At 70.3% G+C, this 23815-nt stretch carries 21 protein-coding genes; 8 read left to right on the forward strand and 13 right to left on the reverse strand.

All coding sequences use genetic code 11. The features are described 5' to 3' along the window. Positions 1-80: 80 nt before the first annotated feature. Positions 81-842 (reverse strand): MerR family transcriptional regulator, encoded by a 762-nt coding sequence (locus tag FHX33_RS17160; RefSeq protein WP_021763693.1) that lies wholly within the window; start codon positions 840-842, stop codon positions 81-83. 187 nt (positions 843-1029) lie between these two features. Here FHX33_RS17160 and FHX33_RS17165 point away from each other — a divergent pair, with 187 nt between their 5' ends. Then, positions 1030-2124 carry a hypothetical protein gene (locus FHX33_RS17165; RefSeq protein WP_183428776.1) on the forward strand — a complete coding sequence of 365 codons (1095 nt, stop codon included), beginning with the start codon at positions 1030-1032 and terminating at the stop codon, positions 2122-2124. Between the two features lie 137 nt (positions 2125-2261). Continuing rightward, complete coding sequence (locus FHX33_RS17170) at positions 2262-2795, forward strand: GNAT family N-acetyltransferase (RefSeq protein ID WP_021765352.1); 534 nt, start codon at positions 2262-2264, stop codon at positions 2793-2795. A 39-nt stretch (positions 2796-2834) separates the two neighbouring features. Here FHX33_RS17170 and FHX33_RS17175 read toward each other — a convergent pair whose 3' ends face one another. The 9 genes from FHX33_RS17175 to FHX33_RS17215 form a co-directional block, all read right to left on the reverse strand. Continuing rightward, positions 2835-4100, reverse strand: a complete 1266-nt coding sequence (locus FHX33_RS17175; protein ID WP_313544210.1) for a Glu/Leu/Phe/Val family dehydrogenase — start codon at positions 4098-4100, stop codon at positions 2835-2837. A gap of 117 nt (positions 4101-4217) precedes the next feature. Beyond that, positions 4218-5696, reverse strand: a complete 1479-nt coding sequence (locus FHX33_RS17180; RefSeq protein WP_155829044.1) for a serine hydrolase domain-containing protein — start codon at positions 5694-5696, stop codon at positions 4218-4220. 124 nt (positions 5697-5820) lie between these two features. Then, positions 5821-7185: an NAD-dependent succinate-semialdehyde dehydrogenase gene (locus FHX33_RS17185; RefSeq protein WP_021763607.1), complete on the reverse strand. Its 1365-nt coding sequence runs from the start codon at positions 7183-7185 to the stop codon at positions 5821-5823. Positions 7186-7314: 129 nt separating this feature from the next. Beyond that, complete coding sequence (locus FHX33_RS17190; RefSeq protein WP_246397521.1) at positions 7315-9447, reverse strand: APC family permease; 2133 nt, start codon at positions 9445-9447, stop codon at positions 7315-7317. A gap of 294 nt (positions 9448-9741) precedes the next feature. Continuing rightward, entirely contained in the window at positions 9742-10383 is a 642-nt protein-coding gene (locus FHX33_RS17195; protein WP_183428777.1) for a helix-turn-helix transcriptional regulator, read from the reverse strand. After that, complete coding sequence (locus tag FHX33_RS17200; RefSeq protein ID WP_021763153.1) at positions 10380-11231, reverse strand: DUF4097 family beta strand repeat-containing protein; 852 nt, start codon at positions 11229-11231, stop codon at positions 10380-10382. The genes FHX33_RS17195 and FHX33_RS17200 overlap by 4 nt, the downstream gene beginning before the upstream one ends. Positions 11232-11584: 353 nt before the next feature. Continuing rightward, positions 11585-12064, reverse strand: a complete 480-nt coding sequence (locus FHX33_RS17205; protein ID WP_248616255.1) for an aromatic ring-opening dioxygenase LigA — start codon at positions 12062-12064, stop codon at positions 11585-11587. Between the two features lie 148 nt (positions 12065-12212). Then, positions 12213-12794 carry an antibiotic biosynthesis monooxygenase gene (locus FHX33_RS17210; RefSeq protein ID WP_021763150.1) on the reverse strand — a complete coding sequence of 194 codons (582 nt, stop codon included), beginning with the start codon at positions 12792-12794 and terminating at the stop codon, positions 12213-12215. Between the two features lie 84 nt (positions 12795-12878). Further along, a complete protein-coding gene (locus tag FHX33_RS17215; protein ID WP_183428778.1) occupies positions 12879-13931 on the reverse strand; it encodes a LacI family DNA-binding transcriptional regulator in 1053 nt (350 codons plus the stop codon). Positions 13932-14337: 406 nt separating this feature from the next. Between FHX33_RS17215 and FHX33_RS17220 the strand changes: the two genes are divergently transcribed. From FHX33_RS17220 to FHX33_RS17240, 5 genes are read left to right on the forward strand one after another with little or no spacing between them, the layout of a single operon-like run. Then, positions 14338-15588 (forward strand): sugar ABC transporter substrate-binding protein, encoded by a 1251-nt coding sequence (locus FHX33_RS17220; protein WP_021763315.1) that lies wholly within the window; start codon positions 14338-14340, stop codon positions 15586-15588. A 14-nt stretch (positions 15589-15602) separates the two neighbouring features. Further along, on the forward strand, positions 15603-16742 hold the full coding sequence (locus FHX33_RS17225) for a carbohydrate ABC transporter permease (RefSeq protein ID WP_021763316.1): 1140 nt from the start codon (positions 15603-15605) through the stop codon (positions 16740-16742). Continuing rightward, complete coding sequence (locus FHX33_RS17230; RefSeq protein WP_021763317.1) at positions 16739-17650, forward strand: carbohydrate ABC transporter permease; 912 nt, start codon at positions 16739-16741, stop codon at positions 17648-17650. The genes FHX33_RS17225 and FHX33_RS17230 overlap by 4 nt, the downstream gene beginning before the upstream one ends. Beyond that, positions 17647-18444 carry a Type 1 glutamine amidotransferase-like domain-containing protein gene (locus FHX33_RS17235; protein ID WP_021763318.1) on the forward strand — a complete coding sequence of 266 codons (798 nt, stop codon included), beginning with the start codon at positions 17647-17649 and terminating at the stop codon, positions 18442-18444. The genes FHX33_RS17230 and FHX33_RS17235 overlap by 4 nt, the downstream gene beginning before the upstream one ends. Then, a complete protein-coding gene (locus FHX33_RS17240) occupies positions 18441-20438 on the forward strand; it encodes a glycogen debranching N-terminal domain-containing protein (RefSeq protein ID WP_183428779.1) in 1998 nt (665 codons plus the stop codon). Before FHX33_RS17235 ends, FHX33_RS17240 begins: the two co-directional genes overlap by 4 nt. A gap of 167 nt (positions 20439-20605) precedes the next feature. Here the strand turns inward: FHX33_RS17240 and FHX33_RS17245 are convergent, their stop codons facing one another. Then, positions 20606-21679, reverse strand: coding sequence for an NAD(P)-binding domain-containing protein (locus tag FHX33_RS17245; protein WP_021762603.1), 1074 nt, complete (start codon positions 21677-21679; stop codon positions 20606-20608). Positions 21680-21820: 141 nt separating this feature from the next. On the opposite strand from FHX33_RS17245, the gene FHX33_RS17250 reads away from it, so the two are divergent. Further along, entirely contained in the window at positions 21821-22033 is a 213-nt protein-coding gene (locus FHX33_RS17250) for a DUF3073 domain-containing protein (RefSeq protein ID WP_021762602.1), read from the forward strand. A 12-nt stretch (positions 22034-22045) separates the two neighbouring features. Here the strand turns inward: FHX33_RS17250 and FHX33_RS17255 are convergent, their stop codons facing one another. Then, positions 22046-22654, reverse strand: coding sequence for a response regulator transcription factor (locus FHX33_RS17255; RefSeq protein WP_021762601.1), 609 nt, complete (start codon positions 22652-22654; stop codon positions 22046-22048). Continuing rightward, positions 22651-23796: a histidine kinase gene (locus tag FHX33_RS17260; RefSeq protein ID WP_183428780.1), complete on the reverse strand. Its 1146-nt coding sequence runs from the start codon at positions 23794-23796 to the stop codon at positions 22651-22653. The genes FHX33_RS17255 and FHX33_RS17260 overlap by 4 nt, the downstream gene beginning before the upstream one ends. Positions 23797-23815: the final 19 nt, after the last annotated feature.

Below are 23815 nucleotides of genomic sequence, written 5' to 3' on the forward strand. Positions count from 1 at the left end.
AGCGCCACCGAGACGGCACGAGTTCGCGCGAAAAGCGCCGAGGAGGCGGACAATTCGCCTCCTCGGCGCTCGCCGGACGCCTACGCGAGGTGGGCGGCGGCGTACACGCGGAGGGCGTCGCGGACGAACTCCGCCCCCTCCGCTCCTCCGTAGTTCGCGCCGAAGCGCGGGTCAGCGACGTACATGTCGGCGAGGCCGGTCAGGTAGGCGGCCGGCGGTCCGCCCGCTCCGTGGCCGGGGGTGCCGGGCACGTCGGCCAGCCATTCGGCGTGCCGCCGGGCGAGCACCTGCGCCTCCTCCGACTCCGGCGCGATGCCGCTCGACGCGGCGGAGATCCAGTCGGCGGCGAGCCGCTCCTGGCGCTCCTTCCACCCTTGGCGCTCCTCCGGCGTCATCCCGCGCCACCACCGGTCGGACGCCGCGTACGCCTCGCGTCCCCAGCGCTGTTCGACCTCCTCCTTGTACTGGGTGTGGTCGAACCCGTCGAACATCTCTTCAGCCATGATCTCCGCTCCTCTCTCCACGGCGTGGATGGTCGTCTCGACCGACGCGATCTGCCGCGCCAGCCGCTCCTGCTCGCCGCGCAGCCAGCCGAGGTGGTCGCGCAGCGCGGGCACCGCATCCTCCCGGTCCGCGAGCACCCGGGCGATGGCCGGCAGGCCGAGTCCCAGGTCGCGCAGCAGCAGGATGCGTTGCAGCCGCACGAGGGAGTCCCGGTCGTAGTACCGGTAGCCGTTGGCCCCGACGCGGCTCGGCCGCAGCAGGCCGATGTCGTCGTAGTGCCGCAGCGTCCGGCTCGTCGTGCCGGCCATGCGGGCGATGTCCTGGATGGACCAGTCCATGCGCGGCTCCTCTCTCGTGCGTACGGAGATCACGCTAGATCTTGACGTTACGTCAAGGTCAAGCGGGCGGGGCAGACCCGGAGCAGGATGTCGGTGCCCGCCCGGATGCGCCGTCGCACCGTTCTGTTAGCGTGGCCCACGGGGGCGATCGCGTCTCCGTGGGCAAACCGTGGAAAGGCGTGCGACCGTGACGACACCTGGCATCCGGAACAGTGCGATCGGCGGGTGGGCCCCGCGCGTGCTCATCGGGGCGGTGATCCTCGCAGCGCTCCTCTCGATCGGCTTCGTGCTCTTCGGCGTGAGCGGCGAGACCCTCGGCCGCGTGATCGCGACCAACATCACCCTGGTCGTCTTCGCCCTGTTGGTCTGGGTCGACTCCCTCATCGGCCGGTTCCGCCCCTCCTGGTTCGAGCTGTCCTCGCTCGCGGCCGACGCCTACCTGCTCCTGCTCTGGATCGGGATCATCTGGCTCAGCCCGTTCACGGTCGGCGACCAGTTCGGCGCCTTCTTCCTCGGCATCGGCACCCTGCTGTGGGTGCGCGCGATGCTCGGGCTCGGCGACCTCCTGCGCCTGATCTGGAACCGCTGGCGCAGCCGCCCGACCGACATCTTCGCGGTCGTCGCCCTGGTCGCGCTCGCCCTCATCGCGGTGCTCGTCACCCTCCCCGCCCCCCACTCGCTGAACACCCTGTGGGACTACGAGTTCTACGGCCGCGTCATCGGCGCGATCAGCATCGTCGCCGGCGTCTGCTTCGTGCTGGTGCCGCTGTGGGGCCTGCTCGGCTCGCGCGAGCAGCGTGCGGCCGGGCACGCCACGCCTGGCTACGCGGCGGCGGGCTACGCTCCCGCCGGGTACCCGCAGGCCGGCTACGGGCAGCCGATCCCGGCTGCTCCCGCGTTCGCGGCGCAGGCTCCGGGAGGCTACGCGCAGGCTCCGGGAGGCTTCCCGCCCGCTCCGCAGGCGGCTCCGGCCCCGGCGGCGCCCGCCGAGGCCGCCGCTCCCGCCGCACCGGCTGCACCCGCTCCCGCCGCTCCGTCGCCCGCTCCGGTCGCCGAGGCCCCCGCGCAGGCGGCACCGCCGGCCCCGGCCCCCGCGACTCCGTCCGCCCCGCAGCGGCCGCTCGCCTGGCCCCACTTCACCGACGGCACGCCGCTGCCCGCCGGCCCGGACGGCCGCCCCGACTTCGCCGCGGTGCCCGCCGGCAAGCAGCTCGGCTGGCCCCTGCACGTCGACGGCACCCCCGTCCCCGCCGCGCCGGACGGCACTCCGCTCTACCGCTGACGCCCCCGAGAGGTGAGTCGTTGCGGGTGCGCACCCCTGCGGACCCGCAACGACTCACCTTTCGCGTGTCCGGGAAGAGGTGCGGGGTGTTGGCGTTGCGGTTCAGGCAACCACTTGGAACAACACGAGGAGAGCGGATGAGCGCCACGGAGACGGCACCGACCACGACACCGGATGACGGACTCGTCATCCGCCTGGCCGACCCGGCGGAGTACGCGGCCATCGGCGAGCTCAGCTACGCGGCCTACCGCAACGACTACACGATCAGCGACGGCTACCGCGCCCAACTGCTCGACACGGCCGGTCGCACCGACGAGTACGAGATCTGGGTCGCGGCGGATGCCGACGGCACCCTCGTCGGCACCGTCTCCATCCTGCGCGACGGCTACGACCTGGGCGGCGCGCTGCGCGACGGCGAACTCTACTTCCGGCTGCTCGCCGTGAGCCCCGACGCCCGGCGCCGCGGGATCGGCGCACGCCTCACCGCATTCACGCTCGACGAGGCCCGTCGCCGCGGCTACCGGGCCGTGGCCCTCAACAGCGGCGAGCACATGACCGGCGCCCACGCCCTGTACACCAGCCTGGGCTTCGTCGCCGATCCCGAGCGTGACATCCACATCCACGACGATGGCCAGGCGATCACCGTCCACCTGTTCACGCGCTCGGTCTGAGCCCGGGAGCCCGCGCTCCCGGGCCCGCACGCTCGCGGTTTACGGGTACAGGCCCCGCAGCCGGTGCGCTTCGGCGACCCGCTCCACGGCGAGCGCCGTCGCGGCCGCGCGCAGCGTGAGGTCGCGCGAGCGGGCGGAGGCGAGCACGTCGCGCCAGGTGGCGAGCATGCGCTCCTCGAGCTTCGCCTCCACCTCGTCGACGCGCCACCAGTACGCCTGATTGGCCTGCACCCACTCGAAGTACGAGACGATCACACCGCCGGAGTTGGCGAGGATGTCGGGGACGACGAGCTGACCGTTCGCGGCGAACACCGCGTCGGCGCCGGCCGTGGTCGGTCCGTTGGCGCCCTCGACGATGACGCGGGCGGTCACGCGGGGCGCGTTCTCCTCGGTGAGCACGCCTTCGACGGCGGCGGGGATGAGGAGGTCGACGTCGAGCTCGAGCACCTGGGCGCTGTCGGCCGCGTCGGCGCCGATGTAGCCGACGACGGAGCCGGTGGCGTCGACGTGGGCGGCGAGCCGCTCGGGGTCGATGCCCGCGGGGTTGTGCACCGCGCCGTACTGGTCCGCGATGCCGACGACGCGCACGCCCGCCTCGTGGAGGAAGAAGACCGCGTCGCGGCCGACCTTGCCGAAGCCCTGCACGACGGCCGAGGCGCCCGCCGGGGTGATCCCGCGGTGGCGCAGCGCCGCCAGGGCGATGTGCACGACGCCGCGGGAGGTGGCGCTCGCCCGGCCGAGCGAGCCGCCCAGGCTGAGCGGCTTGCCCGTGACGACGCCGGGGACGGTGTAGCCCGAGACCACCGAGTAGGTGTCCATGATCCAGGCCATGGTCTTCTCGGACGTGCCGATGTCGGGCGCCGGGATGTCGCGCTCCGGGCCGAGGATGGGCAGGATCTCACTGGTGTAGCGACGGGTCACGCGCTCCAGCTCCGCCTCGGAGTGCAGGCGCGGGTCGATGCGCACCCCGCCCTTGGCGCCGCCGTACGGGATGTCGACGAGCGCGCACTTCCACGTCATCCACATCGCGAGGGCCCGAACCTCCTCGAGCGTGACGTGCGGGCTGTACCGCAGGCCGCCCTTGGCGGGACCGCGGGAGAAGTTGTGCTGCACGCGGTGGCCGGTGAAGACGGTGACCGTCCCGTCGTCCCCCCGCAGGGGCACGGCCACGGTCATCTCGCGACGCGGGGTGGCGAGCATGTCGCGTATCCCCGCGTCGTATCCGAGCGTCGCGATGGCGCCGTCCAATTGGGCGATCGCCTCATCCAGCGGGTTCGCTTCCGTCCGATCCAACGTCAGGGCCACGGCTCCTCCTCAAGCACTTGTGTGAGGCCCACGGTACGTATCCCGCGTCGCCGATGCGTTCGACGCCCTGTCGATTCCGGGCAGCGCGGATAGACGTCGTGGCGAACGTCGCCGTGGTCACTGGGAGGCGGCGCCGTGCTTTCGACGCCGCACAACGAGGATGCCGCCGGCGATCACGAGCATCCCTCCGCCGAAACCGGCGAGGAGCGGTGCCGTCCCGCTCGATCCGCTCTCGGCCAGGACGTGCGTGCGACCGTCGCGGTGGTCGCCGTGATCGCCGTCGCCGGGGGCATGGTCCGGTCGCGGCTCGAAGTTCAGGATCAGCGAGAGCAGCTCGATGCCGGGCTCGCTGTCGACGTCCTGCGGACGCCCCTGGTTCCACATCGTGGTGACGCCGACTCCGCGGCTCGGGGCGAGCGTGGTGTCGGTGCTGAACCCGGCCGTGCCGCCGTTCTTGAACGCCCAGTCCGCACCCATGCCGTTCGAGGTCGCGGGGTACAGCTGCCAGCCGAGTCCCATCTGGAAATCCGTGACCGGCTGACACGACGCGGGATCCGGCTCCGAGCACATGGTGGTGATGGTGCTGACGGGACGGAGGGTGTCCGCCATCGTCCGCACGCCGAGCGGCGCGCCCGCAGAACGATAGCCGAGGTGCGCCTCGACCCAGGTCGCCATGTCGTCAGCGTTGGAGACGAGCCCGCCTTCTCCGGCGAGGGCGTTGGTGTCGTCCCAGTAGAAGGTGGGGGTGTTGTCGGACGCGTACGGCGTCGCGATGGTCGGGCCGGTCCCCAGCAAGGTGGAGGACATCCCCAGGTCGTCGAGGAACGCGCCCTGCAGCGCGGGCAGGTACGCGGGCGGGTCGGTCTCCGGTGTCGGCGCGATCACGTTCGCGAGGATCGTGCCGAGCAGACCGAACCCGAAGTTCGAATAGAGCCAGTTGGTGCCGGGCTGCCACAGCAGGGGGTTGTCCGCCAGGCCCCGCCACAGCATCCTCTGCGTGTAGTCCGGCTGGGGATTGATGCAGGCGGGGTCGTTGTGGCACGGCTCCCAGTAGTTCTCGGGCGAGTCGGGAAGGCCCGCCTGATGCGTCGCCAGATTGCGGAGGGTGATCTCTGTCGTGGCGCCGGACTGCGGGTCGGTCCACACCGGCACGGTGATCCCGGCCGGGGCGTACTTCTGCACCGGGTCGTCGAGCGACACCCGCCCGGCGGCGACGAGGGAGGTCAGGAGGTCGGTGGTGAAGATCTTCGTCTCGGACCCGATCTCGAACTGCGTCGACGAATCCACCGGCGTCGCGGACCCCAGCGTCGGAACCCCGACGGCGAATCGGGTGACCACCGGTTCGGCACCTCCGGCGGCCGGCGTCACGACGGCGACGGACATCCCGGCGATGCCGTACTTCGCCTGGAAGGACGCGATCTTCTCCTGGATGCGGTCGTGCAGCTCGGGCGTCATCTCCACCGCCCGGTCGGCCGTGAGAGTCGCTGCCTGAGCGGGCGCGGTGCCGACGGCGACGACCGCGCCGATCGCGACCGCCGCCGCACCGATCATCGTCCGGAATCGGCGCCCACGCCGACGCGAGCTGCTCCTGATCACGTTCCGCCCCTCCCCCGGGTGACTTCAGCGATCTCATACTGCCCGATATGAGTCGTCGCCCGGAAGGGGATCGACGCAGAACGGCCGCCCCGGATGTCCGGGACGGCCGTCGTGCGCAGCGGGATCAGCCGATGCGGATGAGCTTCTTGTTGACGAACTCGTCGGCGCCGAAGCGGCCGAGCTCACGGCCGGAGCCGGAGCGCTTCACGCCACCGAAGGGCAGTTCGGCGCCGTCGGCGAGGACGAGGTTCACGAAGACCATGCCGGCCTCGATCTGGTCGGCGACGCGGTGCGCCTGCTCCTCGTCGGTCGTGAAAAGGTACGAGCCCAGCCCGAACGGGGTGTCGTTGGCGATGCGGACCGCGTCGGCCTCGTCCTTCGCGCGGAACACCTGCGCGACCGGCCCGAAGAACTCCTCCTGCGAGGCCGGGTTCTCCGGGGTGACGTCGGTCAGCACGGTGGTCTCGAAGAAGGCGCCGTTGCGGCCGCCTCCGCGCACCAGGATGGCGCCGTTCTCGACCGCACGGTTGACCTGGTCCTCGAGGTTCTCCGCCGCGCGCAGCGACGAGAGGGGGCCGAGGGCCGACTCCTCGCTGGTCGGGTCGGTGGCCTCCACCTCGGCGAGCTTGGCGGTGAACTTCTCGAGGAACGACTCGTACAGGTCGTCGGCGACGATGAAGCGCTTGGCCGCGTTGCAGGACTGGCCGCTGTTGTCGAGACGGGCGTCGACCGCGTTCTGCACGGTCCCGTCGAGGTCGTCGGTGGACAGCAGGATGAACGGGTCGGACCCACCGAGCTCCAGGACGACCTTCTTCAGGTTGCGGCCGGCGATCTCGGCGACCGCCGCGCCCGCGCGCTCCGAGCCCGTGAGGGAAACGCCCTGCACGCGGCGGTCGGCGATAACCTTCTCGATCTGGTCGTGGCCGGCGTAGATGTTCACGTACGCGCCGACGGGGAAGCCCGCGTCGAGGAAGATCTTCTCGATCGCCGCGGCCGACTCCGGGCACTGCTCCGCGTGCTTGAGCAGGATGGTGTTGCCGATCACCAGGTTCGGTCCGGCGAAGCGGGCCACCTGGTAGTACGGGAAGTTCCACGGCATGATGCCGAGCAGCACGCCCAGCGCCGAGCGCCGCACGACCGCGGTGCCCTCGCCGTCGAGCAGCGTGATCGGCTCGTCCTCCAGGAACTCCGACGCGTGGTCGGCGTAGTACTCGTAGATCGCACCGGCGAAGTCCACCTCGCCGAGCGCCTGCTCGACCGGCTTGCCCATCTCGCGGACGATGATGTCGGCCAGCTCCTGGCGGCGCTCCACGTGCAGCTCTCCGACGCGGCGGATGAGGGCGGCGCGCTCCTCGACGGTGGACGACTTCGACCAGCCGCGGTAGGCGTCGCTGGCGGCGGTGATCGCGGCCTCGAGCTCGGCGTCGCCGATGGGCTCGAAAGTCTTCACGGTCTCGCCGGTGGCGGGATTGGTCACGGCGTAGCTCATGGCACTCCTCTTCTGCGATGAATGGCGTCAGGCCCTCTTGCGACCCTACGCGCCATCCGCGCGGATCGCCTCGACACGACGTCCGAGTTCTCAGACCGGGACCGACACAGTGTACAGAGCGCGGGTGGCTCAGCGCTTGGTGGGCGCGGGGGTCTCCGGAGGCGTCGGCAGCGTCTCGCCCGTCGTCTCGCCCACGACCTCGGGCACATCCGGGACGGAGTTGTCGGGCTGGCCGACGGCGAGCGGCGTGGAGTGGATGTGGATGCGCGCGTGCGGCTTCGACGCCGGCACCAGCGGCCGGCGGGCGATGGCGCGCACCGGCTCGCCGCGGCGGTCCTGGCCGGGCAGCGGGCGCGACCGGCGGCCGTAGATGAGCGACGAGGAGTCGAGCAGCCACGGGACGAGCGCGACCGTGACACCGTGGCAGAGCATCAGCTGCTTGGCGAGGCGCCGGGCGCGGTGGTTGTGGAGGATGCCCTCCCACCAGTGGCCGACGATGTACTGCGGCAGATAGACCGTCGTGACCTCGGAGCCGTGCTCCTCGCGCCGGTGCTTGAGGTACTTGATGAGCGGCACGCCGAATTCGCGGTAGGGCGACTCGATGATCGTGAGCGGGACGTGGATGTTCTGCTCGATCCACTGCTTCTGCAGCTCCTCGGTCGCCTCCTCCTCGATGGAGACGTGGATGGCCTCGATCGAGTCGTGCCGCGCGGCGATCGCGTAGTCGAGGGCTTTGAGGGCCGGCTTCTGCATCTTGCCGACCAGCACGATGGCGTGGTCTCCGACCGAGCCGAAGGTCGTGATCGGGTCGACCTCGATCTCCTTCTCGACGTCGCGGTAGTACCGGTTCACACCGAGCATCAGGAACCACAGGATCGGCATGAAGATGAAGACGAGGTACGCGCCGTGGGTGAACTTCGTGATCGTCACGACGATGAGCACGATCGCGGTCAGGCAGGCGCCGAAGGCGTTGATGCAGAGGGAGCGCACGATGCTGCTGCGCTCGCGACCGGTCTGCCCGCCCTCTTTGAGCAGCGTGATCCAGTGCTTCACCATCCCGGACTGGCCGAGCGTGAACGACACGAAGACGCCGATGATGTAGAGCTGGATGAGCTGGGTGAGGTTCGCCTGGTAGACGAGCAGCAGGGCCGTCGCCGCGAGGGCGAGGACGATCATGCCGTTCGAGTAGACGAGGCGGTCGCCGCGGGTGTTGAGCGCCTTGGGGGCGTAGGAGTCGCGCGCGAGCACCGAGCCGAGCAGCGGGAACCCGTTGAAGGCGGTGTTCGCCGCAAGCAGCAGGACGATCGCGGTCGCGGCCTGGATGAGGAAGAAGAAGAACGTGTTGTTGCCGAAGGTGGCGGCGGCGATCTGCGCGATGAGGCTGCGCTGCGGCGAGGTCGCGCACTGGGCCCAGCCCTGGAGGTCGCAGGGGTTCTCGGCGTAGTGCACGCCGCTGATCAGCGCGGTGGCGGTCAGTCCGGCGAACAGGACGATCGCGATGCCGCCCATGAGACCGAGCGTGACGCGGGCGTTGCGGATCTTCGGGGTGCGGAACGCGGGGACGCCGTTGGCGACGGCCTCCACACCGGTCAGGGCAGAGCAGCCGCTGGAGAACGCGCGGAGCAGCAGCAGCACCATCGCGGCCTGCGTGAGGCTGCTGGCGTGGACCTGGTAGCCGGCCGACTCGGCGACGGGCGCATCGCCGAAGACGGTGCGGATCAGCGCCGTCACGATCATCAGGAAGACGCTGCCGATGAAGATGTAGGTCGGCAGGGCGAACGCCTTGCTCGACTCGCGCACACCGCGCAGGTTGACCGCGGCGATGAGGATGACGCAGAGCACCGCGAGTTCGACCCGCCACGGCGCGAGGAACGGGAGGGCCGAGATCACGTTGTCCACGCCGGACGCGACCGACACGGCCACGGTGAGCACGTAGTCCACCAGCAGCGCAGAGGCGACGATGAGGCCGGCCTTCTCGCCGAGGTTCTTGTGGGCGACCTCGTAGTCACCGCCGCCGGAGGGGTACGCCTTGACCAGTTGGCGGTAGCTGAGGACGACCGTGACCAGCAGGACGACGACGGCCGCCGCGACCCACGGGGCGAAGCTCAGGAAGGCGAGCCCGCCGAGCAGCAGGATCATCAGCAGCTCCTGCGGGGCGTAGGCCACGCTCGACAGGGCGTCGGAGGCGAAGATGGGTAGGGCGAGGTGCTTCGGGAGCAGCTGTCCTTCGAGCTTTTCACTCGGAAGCGGGTCGCCGATCAACCAGCGCTTCGGGGATCTCCCCTCATTTGTCACGAGGGACGACACTACTCGCTGCCAATACCCTGTCAAGTCGGCGCGTCGAGGGGGTGGCCAGTTGCGTTTCTGCAAGGCTCGGCCTTCGCATCCACAACCCCTCCACATCCGCGGAATCACGCGGCGGAACGGGGGTCGGAGTCTCTCTCTGAAGACTCTCAGAACGTTCGCCGGGAGTTGCTGTGCATCCCGTCCGGGGCGCCGTCTCCGCGGGCGGCGCCGTACGCAGGTAGAACCGCAGCGACGACATGGCGCATCCCGTCAGCGTCGCCCGAGCGCCTCCAGGACGGAGCGGCGCACGCGCACCAGCTCGTCCTTCAGGAGCGTCACGACGTCCTCCGGCAGGGTTCCGCGCGACGCCTGCAGCCGCAGCTCCGTGCGGAGCTGCTGACGGAAGTCGTTGATCGCGACATCGGCCTCGCGGATCGCCGACGAGGCCGCCGCCCGAGCGTCGCGAGACGCCTCCCGGGCCGCGTCGCGCGCCTCCCGCCGGGGGTCCAGGCGCGTGGCGTCCCGCCGGCTCTCGCGCGCGGCCGAGGCCAGCTCGGCCCGCAGCGTGCGCATGGCGTCGTCGACGCCGGCGCGCACCTCGTCGGCGAGCCGGCGCACCGAATCGGTCACCTCGTCCTCGATCGCGTCGAGCTCGTGCTGGCGCTCCGCGAGCTCACGGCGGCCGGCCTCGGTGATGGCGTAGACCGTCTTGCGGCCGTCCGCCTGCTTGGTGACGAGGCCCTCCTCCTCGAGCTTGGCGAGCCGCGGGTAGATCGTGCCCGCGCTGGGCGTGTACGTGCCCCCGAAGCGGTCGCTCAGTGCCTGGATCAGCTCGTAGCCGTGCTTGGGGGACTCGTCGAGCAGGCTGAGGAGGTACAGCCGGAGGCTGCCGTGGGCGAAGACGGGGGTCACGCCGACGCCCCCTCGCCGCCCTGGCGAGCGCTCTCCTGCGAGGCGCTCGGGCCGCGCAGCACCGAGACGGCGCCCGAGACGGAGTTCACGTTGATGTCGACCCAGGAGCCGTCGAGCGAGCCGGCCGTGCCGGTGTACCCCTTTCCGACGGACCCGACGATCACCACGTTGTCGAGCTGCACGCGTCCCGAGACGGTGTTCGCCCGGTAGCGGGCGCCGATGGCCTCCGGGATGCGGATGGTCGAGTCGCCCGAGACCGTATTGATCGCGATCTCGTCCGGAGTGCCGGAGATGTCGGCCATCACGTCGCCCGAGACGCCGTCCACCGCGAGCTTGCGGATCGAACCGCTCACGGTCACATCACCTGAGACGGTGTGCGCATTGATGCGGCCGGAGTGGTCGCGCACCGACAGCTCGCCGCTGACCGAGTTGAGCTCGATGTCCCCCACCAGCCCGTCGGCGACGACATCGCCGGAGACCGTGCTGAGGCGGGCATCCGTGTGCAGGCCCGAGATCAGCGCCGTCGCCGAGACGACCCCGAACTTGAGGGCGACGTCGCGCGGCACCAGCACGCTCACGTCCGCTTTGGCGTTGGACCGCATGGACTTGAAGACCTCGATGAAGTTGTCCCAGCGCAGCTGTGGGTGATCGATCTCCAGCCGGTCGCCGTCGATCGTGATCTTCAGATCCCGGCCCTGCACCGAGTGCACCTCGACACGCGCGCCGGGCTCGTCGTGCGCGATGACGTCGATCTGCCCGCCGATGAAACCGATCTTGAGGGTGCGGACCAGCTCCACGTCGATCGTGCGGCTCTCGCCGGGCTGGACCAGCCACTTCTCCTGTGCCATGTTCCTGACCTCTCCTGTACGCCGCTGCCACGCGACGATGATGTTTCGGTGACTCGCGATATATCGCGATGTTGACAGAGTCACGATATATCGCGAGTTGCGACCACCGCAACCCCTGCGCCGAGGAATCAGGGTGCACTCAGGGTCGGGTCGGGGTTCGAGTCGGGGAGGGCCGGGGTACCGGCCTTCCGTACACGCGGAAGGGGCGGTACGTGTGTCGACGTACCGCCCCTTCGGCCTATCGCGCCGCTCGGGCGGCGAGCCGCAGGCGAGTGGCTCTCTTGAGCTCCGTCCACCGCTCGCGCGTCACGCGGCGCCGTCTCCGGATCGACGCTGAACCGATCCCTCCCGTGCTACACCGCCGACGCGGTCGCGGTGCTGCGGCGGCGCGGGGCGATGAGCCAGATGGCGCAGCCCAGCAGCGCGATGATCACGCCCGCCCCCATGGCGAAGGCCGCCACGCCGAACGAGACCACCGACGTGAACAGCGAGGCCCGGAGGAAGGATGCGTTCATCACCATCGGACGCAGCGGGTCGTCCTGCTCGAGCTCGGCGTAGGTCTTGCCGCCCGACAGCTTCTCCGCGTGCGTGTTGATGGTGTCGGCCTGCGCGAGAGCAGTGAACGGCCCGGCGACGGTCTGCCCGCCGAACGCGGCCGCATCCTCGCTCACGGTGATCTTCTGCGCCTGGAGCTGGCTGCTGACCACGCCCCAGACCACTCCGCCCGCGATCACCATGACCAGTCCGGCGATGACGGCGAGGATCCCCACCGGCCGCACGAGCCGGGTGGCCCAGGTCGAAGTTGCCGATCGCGTCTCTGTTGCCACGGTCACGATGAATCCTTCCGGCAGCGGCCATCCCGCCGCGTCGTCGCGTGCGGTGGTTACCGCACGCTTGAATTCTACAGACTGTAGAAGTTCGATATGCGACATGCTTTCGCCACGGTCCGCAAGGATCCGGACAACTCCCGGGAGGCGGCGATCAGCGACGGAGCCAGGGCTGCAGCGTCCGGGTGACGAAGGGCAGCAGCAGGTATGTCATCGTCGGCGTGAGGCAGAGCGTGCTGATGAGCACGGTCGCCAGCGGCCACAGCGAGTGCCAGCCCGGCACGAACGTGACGGCCAGCCAGGTGAAGAGCAGGGACAGCGGGAAGAACCCCAGCCAGATGGTCACCGCCTGCTTCCAGCGTGGCGGCGCGGCCGGGACGCCCGGCTGCGGCGCGTCGAACCAGCCCTCGATGCCGGTGCGCCGCTCCACCCGCGAGACCTCGACCAGCTCGCGGCCGTCGTAGAGCCAGGTCGCGCGGTCGTCGGAGGCCTCCCAGGCCTCGAGCGTCCCCGCGTCGGCGAAGCGGTAGAGCATGTGCCACTCGTCGGAGTCGGCGTGAGCGCGCACCCAGCCCGAGCCGAGGAAGCCCTCGTAGGTGTTCGCGAGGTTGACGCCGGACTGGACCCAGCGGGTGACCTCGGGCAGGCGGCTGCCGTCGACGCGGCGCGTGATGGAAACGGTGATCGGGAGGCGGAGCGCTTGTGGCGCATTCTGCAACGACTCTTGTGGAGACATGACTCCATTGTCGCCGCCGTTCGTTACGCCGGTGTTTCAGCAGGGTGCTGCTTCAGCGGGGTGCTGCTTCAGCGCGGTGCTGTTTCAGCGCGGGGCGATGAGGGCGGGTCCCCCGCGCACGACCAGGCGCGGAGCGACGAGCCGGTGCCGCGGATCGGTCACGCCGTCGTCCGCACGGACGCGACCGCCGTGGGCTCCGGTGAGCAGTTCGAGCACGCCGGCGGCGACGGCATCGAGCGGCTGCTCCACGCTCGAGTAGCCGAGGGAGGCGGCCACCGGGGTGTTGTCGTAGCCGATCACGGGGATGCGGCTCCCGACGACCGTCAGAGCGCCGAGGGCCAGCGAGTCGGAGGTGCACACGACCGCATCGATGCCGTCCGGCCCGGCCGCGGCCTGCAGCCGGCGCATGGCCTCGGCTCCGAAGGTGACGCCGTCCTCCGCGACCGCCTGCAGCCCCGGGAGGTCGGACTCGGGCACCTGGCCGGCCGCGCGCATGGCCTCGAGCCATCCCTCGCGGCGGTCGTCGCCGGTGCCCGATCCGCTGGGCCAGCCGAGGAAGGCGATCCGGCGGGCGCCGGCGTGGAGCAGATGGGCGGTCGCATCCCGCAGGCCCGAGCGCCCGTCGACATCCACCCAGAGGTGCTGCGGGTCGGTCATGTCGTCGATCCCCCACGGCCGGCCGAAGGTCACGAACGACTGACCGTGCTCGATCAGCCACTCGGTGCGCGGATCGCCGTGGAAGGTGGAGGTGAGCACGAAGCCATCGACGTCGGCCGCGTCCGAGAGGCGGCGGAACTGCGCGATCTCGTCGTCCGGGCCATCCGCCGTGAAGAGCAGCACGCGCAGGCCCTTGCGGTCGGCCTGCTCGGTGAACGAATGCAGGAAGCGGTCGAGGATGCTGCCCGAGATGCCGTCCTGTGTGATGGGGTCGAGCCGGATGCCGATCGTCGAGCTCTTCTGCGTGCGCAGCCGGCGGGCCGACGCGTGGGGACGGTAGCCGAGGCGCCCGATCGCGTCCTGCACGCGCTCCCGCGTGGCCGGGCGGACCAGCTCGGGCGCGTTCAGCACATTGGAGACGGTCTGGCGGGAGACGCCGGCGGCGTCGGCGACATCGCTGACGGTGGGCTGTGCGCCCATGGCGGCCTCCTCCCGGCTCGATCGCGGCTGAACCGACCCTACCGTCCGGCCGCTTGACAGGCCGGGAAGCCCATGGTTATGGTGACTGCAATCCGATTTGATCGTTCAAAAGTGACGCTAGCACGTCGCGATTTGATCGTTCAAGATCACGGATCGATCCATGAACCGCAGCACGACGGACCAGAGGAGGTCGGATGCCCGCATCGAGGCGCAGCGTCCCTTCACCCCTCCGTCGTCGTCTCCCGGCGGCCTCCTCATCGGCCCGCTGGTCTACTGTCGTCGAGGCCGCCCGGGCGTGCACAGCTCGCTCCACAGCGTCCGCCCCGACCTGATCCCTCCACACTTTCCCGACCCCACCCTCTGCGTGCCCACCGTTCGGGCACGCTCACACCAAGGAGAGAAACACATGCGCAAGAACACCAACAGGTGGATCGCGAGCGGCGCCGTCGCCGTCGCGACCGCCCTGGCGCTGACGGCCTGCGGCTCCGGCTTCAGCGGGAGCAGCAGCAGCGACTCGGGCAAGCTCACGTCGTCCGACAAGGCCCTCACGGTCATGATCGGCTCGTCGGGCGACTCCGAGACCAACGCGGTGAAGTCGGCCGTCTCCGACTGGTCGAAGAGCTCGGGCACCAAGGCCTCCGTCGTCGCCGCCACCGACCTCAACCAGCAGCTCTCGCAGGGCTTCGCGGCGAAGAAGCCGGCCGACGTGTTCTACCTGTCGACCGACGCCCTGGCCGGCTACGCGTCCAACGGCTCGCTCCTCGCCTACGGCGACCAGCTCAGCAACAAGGACGACTTCTACCCCAGCCTGGTCAAGTCGTTCACCTACGACGGCAAGTTCTACTGCGCCCCGAAGGACTTCTCGACCCTGCAGCTCATCATCAACAACGACATGTGGAGCGCGGCCGGCCTGACCGACGCCGACATCCCGAAGACCTGGGACCAGCTCGAGTCCGTCAGCAAGAAGCTGACCACCGCCGACCACGTCGGCCTCGGCATCTCCGGTGAGTACGCCCGCATCGGCTCCTTCATGGTCCAGGCCGGCGGCAACCTGATGAACGACGACTCCACCAAGGCGACCGCGAACAGCGACGCCAACGTGAAGGCGCTCGACTACGTGAAGACCCTCCTGAACGGCGGCGAGCTCAAGTACGCCAAGGACCTCGGCGCGGGCTGGGGCGGCGAGGCGTTCGGCAAGGGCCTCGCGGCCATGACCATCGAGGGCAACTGGATCACGGGTGGCCTGAAGGCCGACTACCCGGACGTCAAGTACACCGTCGCGGAGCTCCCGGCCGGCCCCGCCGGCCAGGGCACCCTGCAGTTCACCAACTGCTGGGGCATCGCCGCCGACAGCCCCAACCAGGCCGCCGCGCTCAAGCTCGTCGAGAAGCTGACCAGCAAGGACGACCAGCTCGCCTTCTCCGAGGCCTTCGGCCCCATGCCGTCGATCAAGTCGGCCGCCGACGAGTGGAAGTCGGCCAACCCGGCGCTCGTCCCGTTCCTCTCCGCCGCCGACTACGCCAAGGGCGTGCCGACCGCGAAGGGCTCGGCCGACGTCGTCACCGACCTCAACAGCAAGCTGGAATCGCTGGCCACGGGTGACCCGAAGGCCATCCTGGACGCGACCCAGAAGAACCTCGAAGCACTGCTGAAGTAGGAGCGAACCCTCCCATGTCGCAAACCACGAGTCGGTCTCGCCGTTCCGGAATCCGGCGCGGCGAGGCCGCCTCGGGGTGGTTGTTCACCGCCCCGGTCATCATCCTGCTCGGCGTGTTCCTCGTCGTCCCGGTGCTCATGGCACTGTGGGTGAGCTTCTCCGACTGGGGAGGCCGGGGCAGCCCCTTCTCCTCCGACGTCAACTTCATCGGACTCAAGAACTACACGTCGATCCTCGCGGGCGGCGGCCTGGCCGAACAGGACTTCGGCATCTCGCTGAAGAACAACGCCTGGTACGTGGTCCTCGTCGTGCCGATCCAGACCGCCGTCGCCCTCGGCCTCGCGGTCCTCGTCAACCGGGCGGTGCTCCGCGGACGCGGGTTCTTCCGCACCGCCTTCTACTTCCCCTCCGTCACCAGCTCGGTGGCAATCACCGTGCTGTGGCTCTTCCTCTTCAGCACCACCGGTGCGGTCAACCAGATGCTCTCCTGGATCGGGATCAACGGGCCCAACTGGTTCAACGACCCCGACGGCATCGTCCACAACTTCCTCGGCATCTTCGGCGTGACCCAGGGCCCGGGCGCCCTCACGCAGAACACCCTGCTCGGCGTCTCCTGGTGGGACTGGCTGGGCGGCCCGTCGGTCGCCATGACGGCGTACATCATCATGGCCGTCTTCACCACGAGCGGCACGTTCATGCTCCTCTTCATCGCGGCCCTCCAGAACCTGGGCGGCGACATCACCGAGGCCGCCATGATGGACGGCGCGAACGGCTGGCAGCGCTTCTGGCGCATCACCCTCCCGCAGCTGCGCCCGACCCTCTTCACCGTGCTGACCCTCGGTCTCATCGGCTGCTGGCAGGTCTTCGACCAGATCTACACCGGCACCAAGGGCGCTCCCGGCAAGACCACGCTGACCCCGGCCTACCAGTCGTACAAGACCTCGTTCGTCGATCAGAACTGGGGACAGGGCGCGGCGATCGCGTTCATCCTGTTCGTCATCATCGTGCTGTTCACGATCTTCCAGCGCTGGGTGCTGCGCGAGCGCGCGGTCTCGAAGCGCCGGATGCGCCTCTACCAGCCCGCCATCACGGCGAGCACCGCCGTGCCCGCCGCAGCGACCGCCGCAGCAGCGGAGAAGGAGCCGAAGCGATGACCGCGACACTGTCCTCCGCGCCGTCCGGCGCCGAGAAGGCGACCGCCGCGCCCGCGGCGCGCCCGCCCCGTCGCCGGTCCAACGGCACGATCGCCGCGACGTCGGTCAGCTACGCGATCCTCGTCATCCTCGCGGTCGTGTACATCCTGCCGTTCCTCATCCAGCTCGCGACGTCGTTCAAGACCGACGCCGACGCCACGGCCCATCCCGTCTCCCTCATCCCGCAGGTGTGGACGACCGCGGCGTACACGAAGCTCTTCCTCAGCTCCGACTTCCCCACCTGGTTCACCAACTCGGCGATCGTGACGATCTTCGTGACCCTCGGGCGAGTGTTCTTCAACTCGCTGGCGGGGTACGCCCTCGCCCGGCTGCACTTCCGCGGACGCGGCGTCATCTTCGCGGCCCTGGTCGCGGTCATGTCGGTGCCGATGGTCGTCCTGCTGATCCCGAAGTTCCTCGTGATCAACCAGCTCGGCATCTACGACTCCTACGCCGGCATGATCCTGCCGCTGCTGACGGACGCGGCCGGTGTCTTCATCATGAAGAACTTCTTCGAGTCCATCCCTGCCAGCGTGGAGGAGCAGGCCCGCATCGACGGCGCCAGCACCTTCCGGGTGTTCTGGTCGATCGTTCTGCCGATGGCGCGGCCCGCGCTCATCACGATCATCATCCTGTCGTTCCAGGGCTCGTGGAACGAGCTGGCGCACTTCATCGTCTCCACGCAGGATCCGGCGCTCACCACGCTGACCAAGGGCGTCGCCGGCCTCGCCAGTGGCCAGCTCAGCCAGGGCAACCAGTTCCCACTCAAGCTCGCAGCCGCCGCACTCATGACCATCCCCGTGGCCATCATGTTCTTCATCTTCCAGCGCCGCATCATGAACTCGAGCGAGGGGGCGGTGAAGGAGTGACCGCCGCTGGACCCACGATCGTCGCGACCTGCGGCGGCCTCAACGGCGGCGACTGGACCGACTCCGTCTACGGTCCGCTCCTGCACCACGCCATCGAGCTCGCCCAGGTGAGCGGCCGCGCGCCGCGCGTCACTCACATCAACACCGCAGGCGGCGACCAGAGGCACATCGAGGGCGCCGAGCTCGAGGCTGCCCGCGTCGCGGGAGTCGAGGCGAGCCACGTGCGGTTCTTTCCGCACCCGAACACACCCGACCTCCGCGAGCACCTGCTCAGCCAGGACGTCGTGTGGGTCAGCGGGGGCAGCCTCGTCAATCTGCTCGCCGTCTGGCGCGCGCACGGCCTCGACCGCCTCCTCGCGGAGGCGTGGGAGGCGGGCGTGGTGCTCGCCGGAGGATCCGCCGGCGCCTTGTGCTGGCACGAGGGCGGCACCACCGCCTCGTACGGCCCGGACATCAGCGCGGTGCCCGACGGCCTGGCTCTGCTGCCCGGCTCGCTCGGCGTGCACTGGGACTCCGATCCGAAGCGCCGGCCCGCGCACCTCGCGGCCATCGCCGACGGCGCCCTCTCCGACGGCTACGCCCTCGAGGAGGGCGTCGGCCTCGTCTATCGCGGCCGAGAGCTCGTCGAGGTCGTCGCCGAGCGCGAAGACGCCGCAGCCTGGCGTCTGGTCCGCGACGGTGACTCCATCGCCGAGACGCGACTGACGCCGCGCATTCTGCCCCACCACCCCACCGACCAGACCGACCGATCCACATTCACACCCCCTATCGAGGAGGCGCGACAGCCACGATGACCCACCCGCTCCAACCCCTGCTGCATGACAGCGTCGTGGTCCTGACCGCGCCCAGCCAGGCCTGGTCCACCGCCGACGGCGACGTGGACGGCGTCGGCATCCACGGGTTCTTCCACTCCGACCTGCGCGTCCTCGACCGCATCGGTCTCACGGTCGCCGGTTCGACGCTCGAGCACATCGCGACCGCCGGCCCCGACGCCGCGACGGCCGTCTTCACCTCCCTCGCTCGCGGTCTCGACGACGCGACGGCCGACCCCCGTGTCCGCGTCGAGCGCACCCGCGAGGTGCGTGCCGGCGTGCTGCGCGAGACCATCGTGGTCCGCAACGCGCTCCGCGAGCCGATCTCCACCACCGTGTCCGTCGCCGTCCACGGCGACTTCAGCCCGATGCAGGTGGTCAAGGCCGGTCTCGCCGGCGCCGAGCACCCGGTCGAGACCTCCGTCGACGGCTCCACGGTCACCTTCACGTCCGGCCCCGTCACGGCCGTCCTCCGCGCCGAGGGAGCCCGGGTCGAGTCCGACGCGGCCGCGGCGACGCTGTCGTGGGATCTCGACATCGCCGGCAACGGCGCCGCGACCCTCACCTGGGAGATCGCCGTCGACGACCCGACCGCCGTGGTCGCGGGCGCCGGTCCCTCCGCCGAGTGGACGGCCTTCACCGCCTCCACCGGCGACTCGCGCCTGGCCTCCTGGCTGGAGCGCGCCCTCGCCGACCTGCAGTCGCTGCGGATGACGACCACCGCCCGTCCGGACGACGTGTTCCTCGCCGCCGGCGCCCCGTGGTTCTTCACCCTCTTCGGCCGCGACTCCCTCTGGGCCGCGCGGATGCTCCTCCCGCTCGGCACCGATCTCGCTGCCTCGACGCTCCGCGTGCTCGCCGCCCTCCAGGGCACCGAGACTGTCGGTGCAACGGCCGAGCAGCCGGGCAAGATCATGCACGAGCTGCGTCCGTCGGCGCTGACCATCCCGGGCGAGGGCGTCGTGCTGCCCCCGCTCTACTACGGCACAGTCGACGCGACCGCGCTCTGGATCTCGCTGCTCCACGACGCGTGGCGCTGGGGCATGCCTGCCGACGAGGTCGAGGCGCTCCTCCCCGCGCTCGAAGCCGCGCTGCTCTGGATGCGCGACCACGGAGACAGCGACGGCGACGGGTTCCTCGAGTACGTCGACACCACCGGCCACGGCCTCGCGAACCAGGGCTGGAAGGACTCGGGCGACTCGATCCAGTGGAACGACGGCACCCTCGCCGACGGTCCGATCGCGCTCTGCGAGGTGCAGGGCTACGCCTACGAGGCCGCGGTTGGCGGCGCCGCCCTGCTGGAGGCGTTCGGTCGCGACGGCGCCGAGGAGTGGCGCGACTGGGCCGCCGCCCTCAAGGCACGCTTCGCCGCCTCCTTCTGGATCGACGACCCAGCCGGCGCCTACCCGGCGATCGCGCTCGACGCGTCGAAGCGGGCGGTCGACTCCGTGACCAGCAACATCGGCCACCTGCTCGGCACCGGCATCCTGGAGCCCGGCCAGGCCGAGCTGATCGCCCGCCGTCTGGCGTCGCCCGAGCTCTCCTCCGGCTACGGGCTCCGCACGATGTCCAGCGCGGCCGGCGGCTACTGGCCGCTGAGCTACCACGGCGGCAGCGTCTGGGCCCACGACACCGCGATCGTCATCACCGGCCTCGCCCGCGAAGGCTTCGCCGCCGAGGCGGAGCAGCTCTCCGACGGCCTGCTCGCCGCCGCCGACGGGTTCGGCTACCGCATGCCCGAGCTGCACTCCGGTGACAGCACGGAGCAGACGGCCGCGCCCATCCCGTACCCGGCCGCCTGCCGTCCGCAGGCGTGGTCCGCCGCCGCTGCCGTCGCCGTGCTCAGCGCCCGCCTCGGGCTGCGCGCGGACGCACCCGCCGGACGTTTCGACGTCGACCCGGCTCCCGCTGCGGCCAACACCCACGTGCGCGGCCTGCGCTTCGCCGGCGAGACGCGCGACGTCGACGTGCCCTGACCGGACCTGACGCCAGAAGAGGCCGGACGCACCCCGCGTCCGGCCTCTTCTGCGTGCGCCGGCCGGCCTCCCGGGATGCGCACGTCGCGAGATGTGACTAGTTGCGGGTATCCACGCGAAACACCCGCAACAACTCACACCTCGCGAGCGCGGCACGCGCTCGGAGGCTAGAGCTGGGCCATGATCTGGCGGGCGATGACGCGGCCGGCGCGGTTGGCGCCGATGGTGCTCGCCTGGGGGCCGTAGCCGGCGAGGAAGATGCGGCTGTCCTGCCAGGATGCGCCCGAAGCGACGGTCAGGCCGCCCGCCTTCTCGCGCAGCTTGAGCGGCGCGAGGTGGCGCAGCTCGGGACGGAACCCGGTCGCCCAGACGATGGCGTCCGCGTGGGTGAACGACCCGTCGCTCCAGCGAACGCCGTCCGGCTCGATGGCGGTGAACATCGGACGCTCGACGAGGAGCCCCCGCTCGATGCCGGCGGCGATGCGGCGGGTGCGGGGCACACCGGTCCCGCTCACGATGCTCGGCAGCGCCGCACCGGCGCGGGCTGCGGCATCCTGCTGCTGCACGGCGGCGACACCGCCCTCGATCGTGAGCTCGGATTCGTCACGGAAGTCGACCGGGCGCCGGGTCGCCCACGCCAGCTCACCGGCGACGCCCTCCAGCTCGAGCAGGAAGCCGATCGCGCTCGTGCCGCCGCCGACGACGACGACCGACTGCCCGGCGAACTCCTCGGCCGACACGTAGTTCGAGGTGTGCACATGCCGTCCGGAGAATGTGTTCATGCCGGGGTACCAGGGGATGAAGGGTGCGCCCCAGGTCCCGGAGGCGTTGACGACGACGCGCGTGACGGTCTCGCCCTGCGAATGCCCCACCACGAGGTCCGCTCCCCGGTTGAAGACGCTGGAGACGGCGACCGGTCGCTCCACCCGGAGGCCGAAGTGCTCCTCGTAGCGGCGGTAGTAACCCGCAACGATGTCCTTGGCAGGAAGCGAGCGGTCGGCGGTCTCGAAGCTGAGCCCGACCTCCGCCATCCCGGGCAGATCGTTGACGTGATGGGCGCTGCCGAGCTTCAGCGCATCCCAGCGGTGCTGCCACGCGCCGCCCGTGTACGGACCCCGGTCGAACAGGACGAAATCCTCGCCGGGGACGAGCTCGAACCGCCGCAGATAGTAGGCCACCGCGAGCCCCGCCTGGCCCGCACCGATCACGACGACCTGGGTCTCGGTCCTGCTCGTGGTCACGCTGTCATCCCATCATGTCCGGCTGTGCGCATACTCCGGGTCCATAGGGACCTGCATGCTAAACTCGATGCTAGTTTTTATTGTTTCTGTTCGGATCCCCGGGAGCCCAGCCCCCGGGCTGGGACCAAAAGGGGGTCACGCATGGGGCGCGGCCGTCAAAAGGCAAAGCACACCAAGATCGCTCGTGAGTTGAAGTCGTTCAGTCCGACGGTCAACTACGACGCGCTCGAGCGCGAGCTGACCGGACATTCACACCACGAGGACGACCAATACGCCGCGTGGGCGGACTACGAGCCGGAGGAATCCGGCGACGGCTACGAGGACGAAGAGACCGAGACGCCGAAGCGCGCCTGACGAGTCCCGTCCCTACAACCACCCCTGTCGGGTGGCGATCAGAACCGCGTCCGAGCGGTTGCGCGCCGCGGTCTTTCCGATCGCGCTCGACAGGTGATTGCGCACCGTCCCCTCGCTGAGGTGCAGTCGGCGCGCGATGTCGGAGATCGTGCCGCCGTCCCCCGCCAGGGCCAGCACCTCCGCCTCACGCGAGGTCAGCGGTGAGACACCGGACGCGAGCGATTCGGCTGCGAGCGTCGGATCGACGACACGCAGACCCGAGGCGACCCGGCGCACGGCATCAGCGAGTTGCCCCGACGGCGTGTCCTTGACGATGAAGCCGGAGGCTCCCGCCTCCATCGCCCGGCGCAGATAGCCGGGACGCCCGAACGTCGTGACGATGAGAGACCGGCACGCGGGCACAGCGGTGCGCAGCGCGGAGGCCGCCTGGATGCCGTCGAGCCCGGGCATCTCCACGTCGAGCAGGGCGACGTCGGCGGCGGACTCCCGGGCCGCGTCGACGACCTCGTCCCCACGGCCGACCTGGGCCACCACCTCCAGATCCGGCTCGAGGTCGAGCAGGGCGGCGAGCGCCCCGCGCACGAGCGCCTGGTCGTCGGCGAGAAGCAGGCGGATGGTCATGCGGTCCTCCGGACGGTCAGCAGTGTTCCGCCGCGCGTCCCCGCCGCGATCTCGACCGTCGCCCCCGACGTGCGGGCGCGCTCGGCGAGCCCGGCCAGGCCGGAACCGCGCACCGCGGCGGCGGCGGGCACCGAACCGACCGGCGCCGGACCGAGTCCGTCGTCCTCGATCGCGAGGGCGTCGCTCCCGACGGTCACCCAGCAGTTGCGGGAGCCGGAGTGGCGGATCACGTTGGTCACGCCCTCCCGCAGCACCCAGCCGAAGAGCTCCCGGAGGTCGGGCGCGACCTCCTCGCCGTTGCGCGGCAGGTGCGCGGTGATGTCGGCGGCAGCCAGGCTGGCCTGTGCGGCGGCGAGCTCGGTGGAGATGCTCATCTCGCGGTAGCCGGCCACGGCCGCCCGCAGATCGGCGAGCGCGGACCGGGTGAGGCGTTCGATGTCCGCGAGTTCGGCCTCCGCCCGCGCCGGGTCGACGGGGACGAGCCGCCGGGCGAGCTCGGACTTCACCGTGACGACGGTGAGGGAGTGGCCCAGCACGTCGTGCATGTCGCGCGAGAACCGCGACCGCTCCTCGATCACCGCAAGCCGGGCGATCTCGCCCTGCGCGCTGCGCAGCTTGCGGAGCGCATCGATCTGGCGGGCGAACGCGCTCATCATGATGCCGATCGAGACGGTGACGAGGGCGATGAACCAGTAGTCCTCGAAGCTGCCCGCCAGGAGGAACACCACCAGCTGGACCGCGCCCAGCGCCACGATGAGAGCGGTCGAGAGCACGGGCCGCGCCACGACCATCCCGATCACGCAGGCGACGTAGACCCACGTCCAGCAGGTGATCTCGCCGAGCGAGGGGATGAGGAGGAGCGTCAGGGCGAAGTAGCCGGCGATCGCGAGCATCCGCGTGCGCTCGCCCTCCCACCAGAGCAGCGGAGGGAGGGCGAGGAAGCCCGCGTAGACGAGCACGAGGAGGAACGTCGTGATGATCTTCTCGGCGAGGGATCCGTCGGACGTCCAGAGGCCGGCCAGGACCGAGATCTGGTAGACCAGGCCGATCAGCGCGCCCGGATACCAGCGCCGTGCGGCCTGATGGGTCAGCCGGGCGCGGAACCCTGCCGGCCGGCGCTCCTCGACCTCGTTGCTGAACACGTCCCTACCCTAATCAGCG

This window comes from Leifsonia aquatica, from assembly GCF_014190775.1.
Lineage (GTDB): Bacteria > Actinomycetota > Actinomycetes > Actinomycetales > Microbacteriaceae > Leifsonia > Leifsonia aquatica.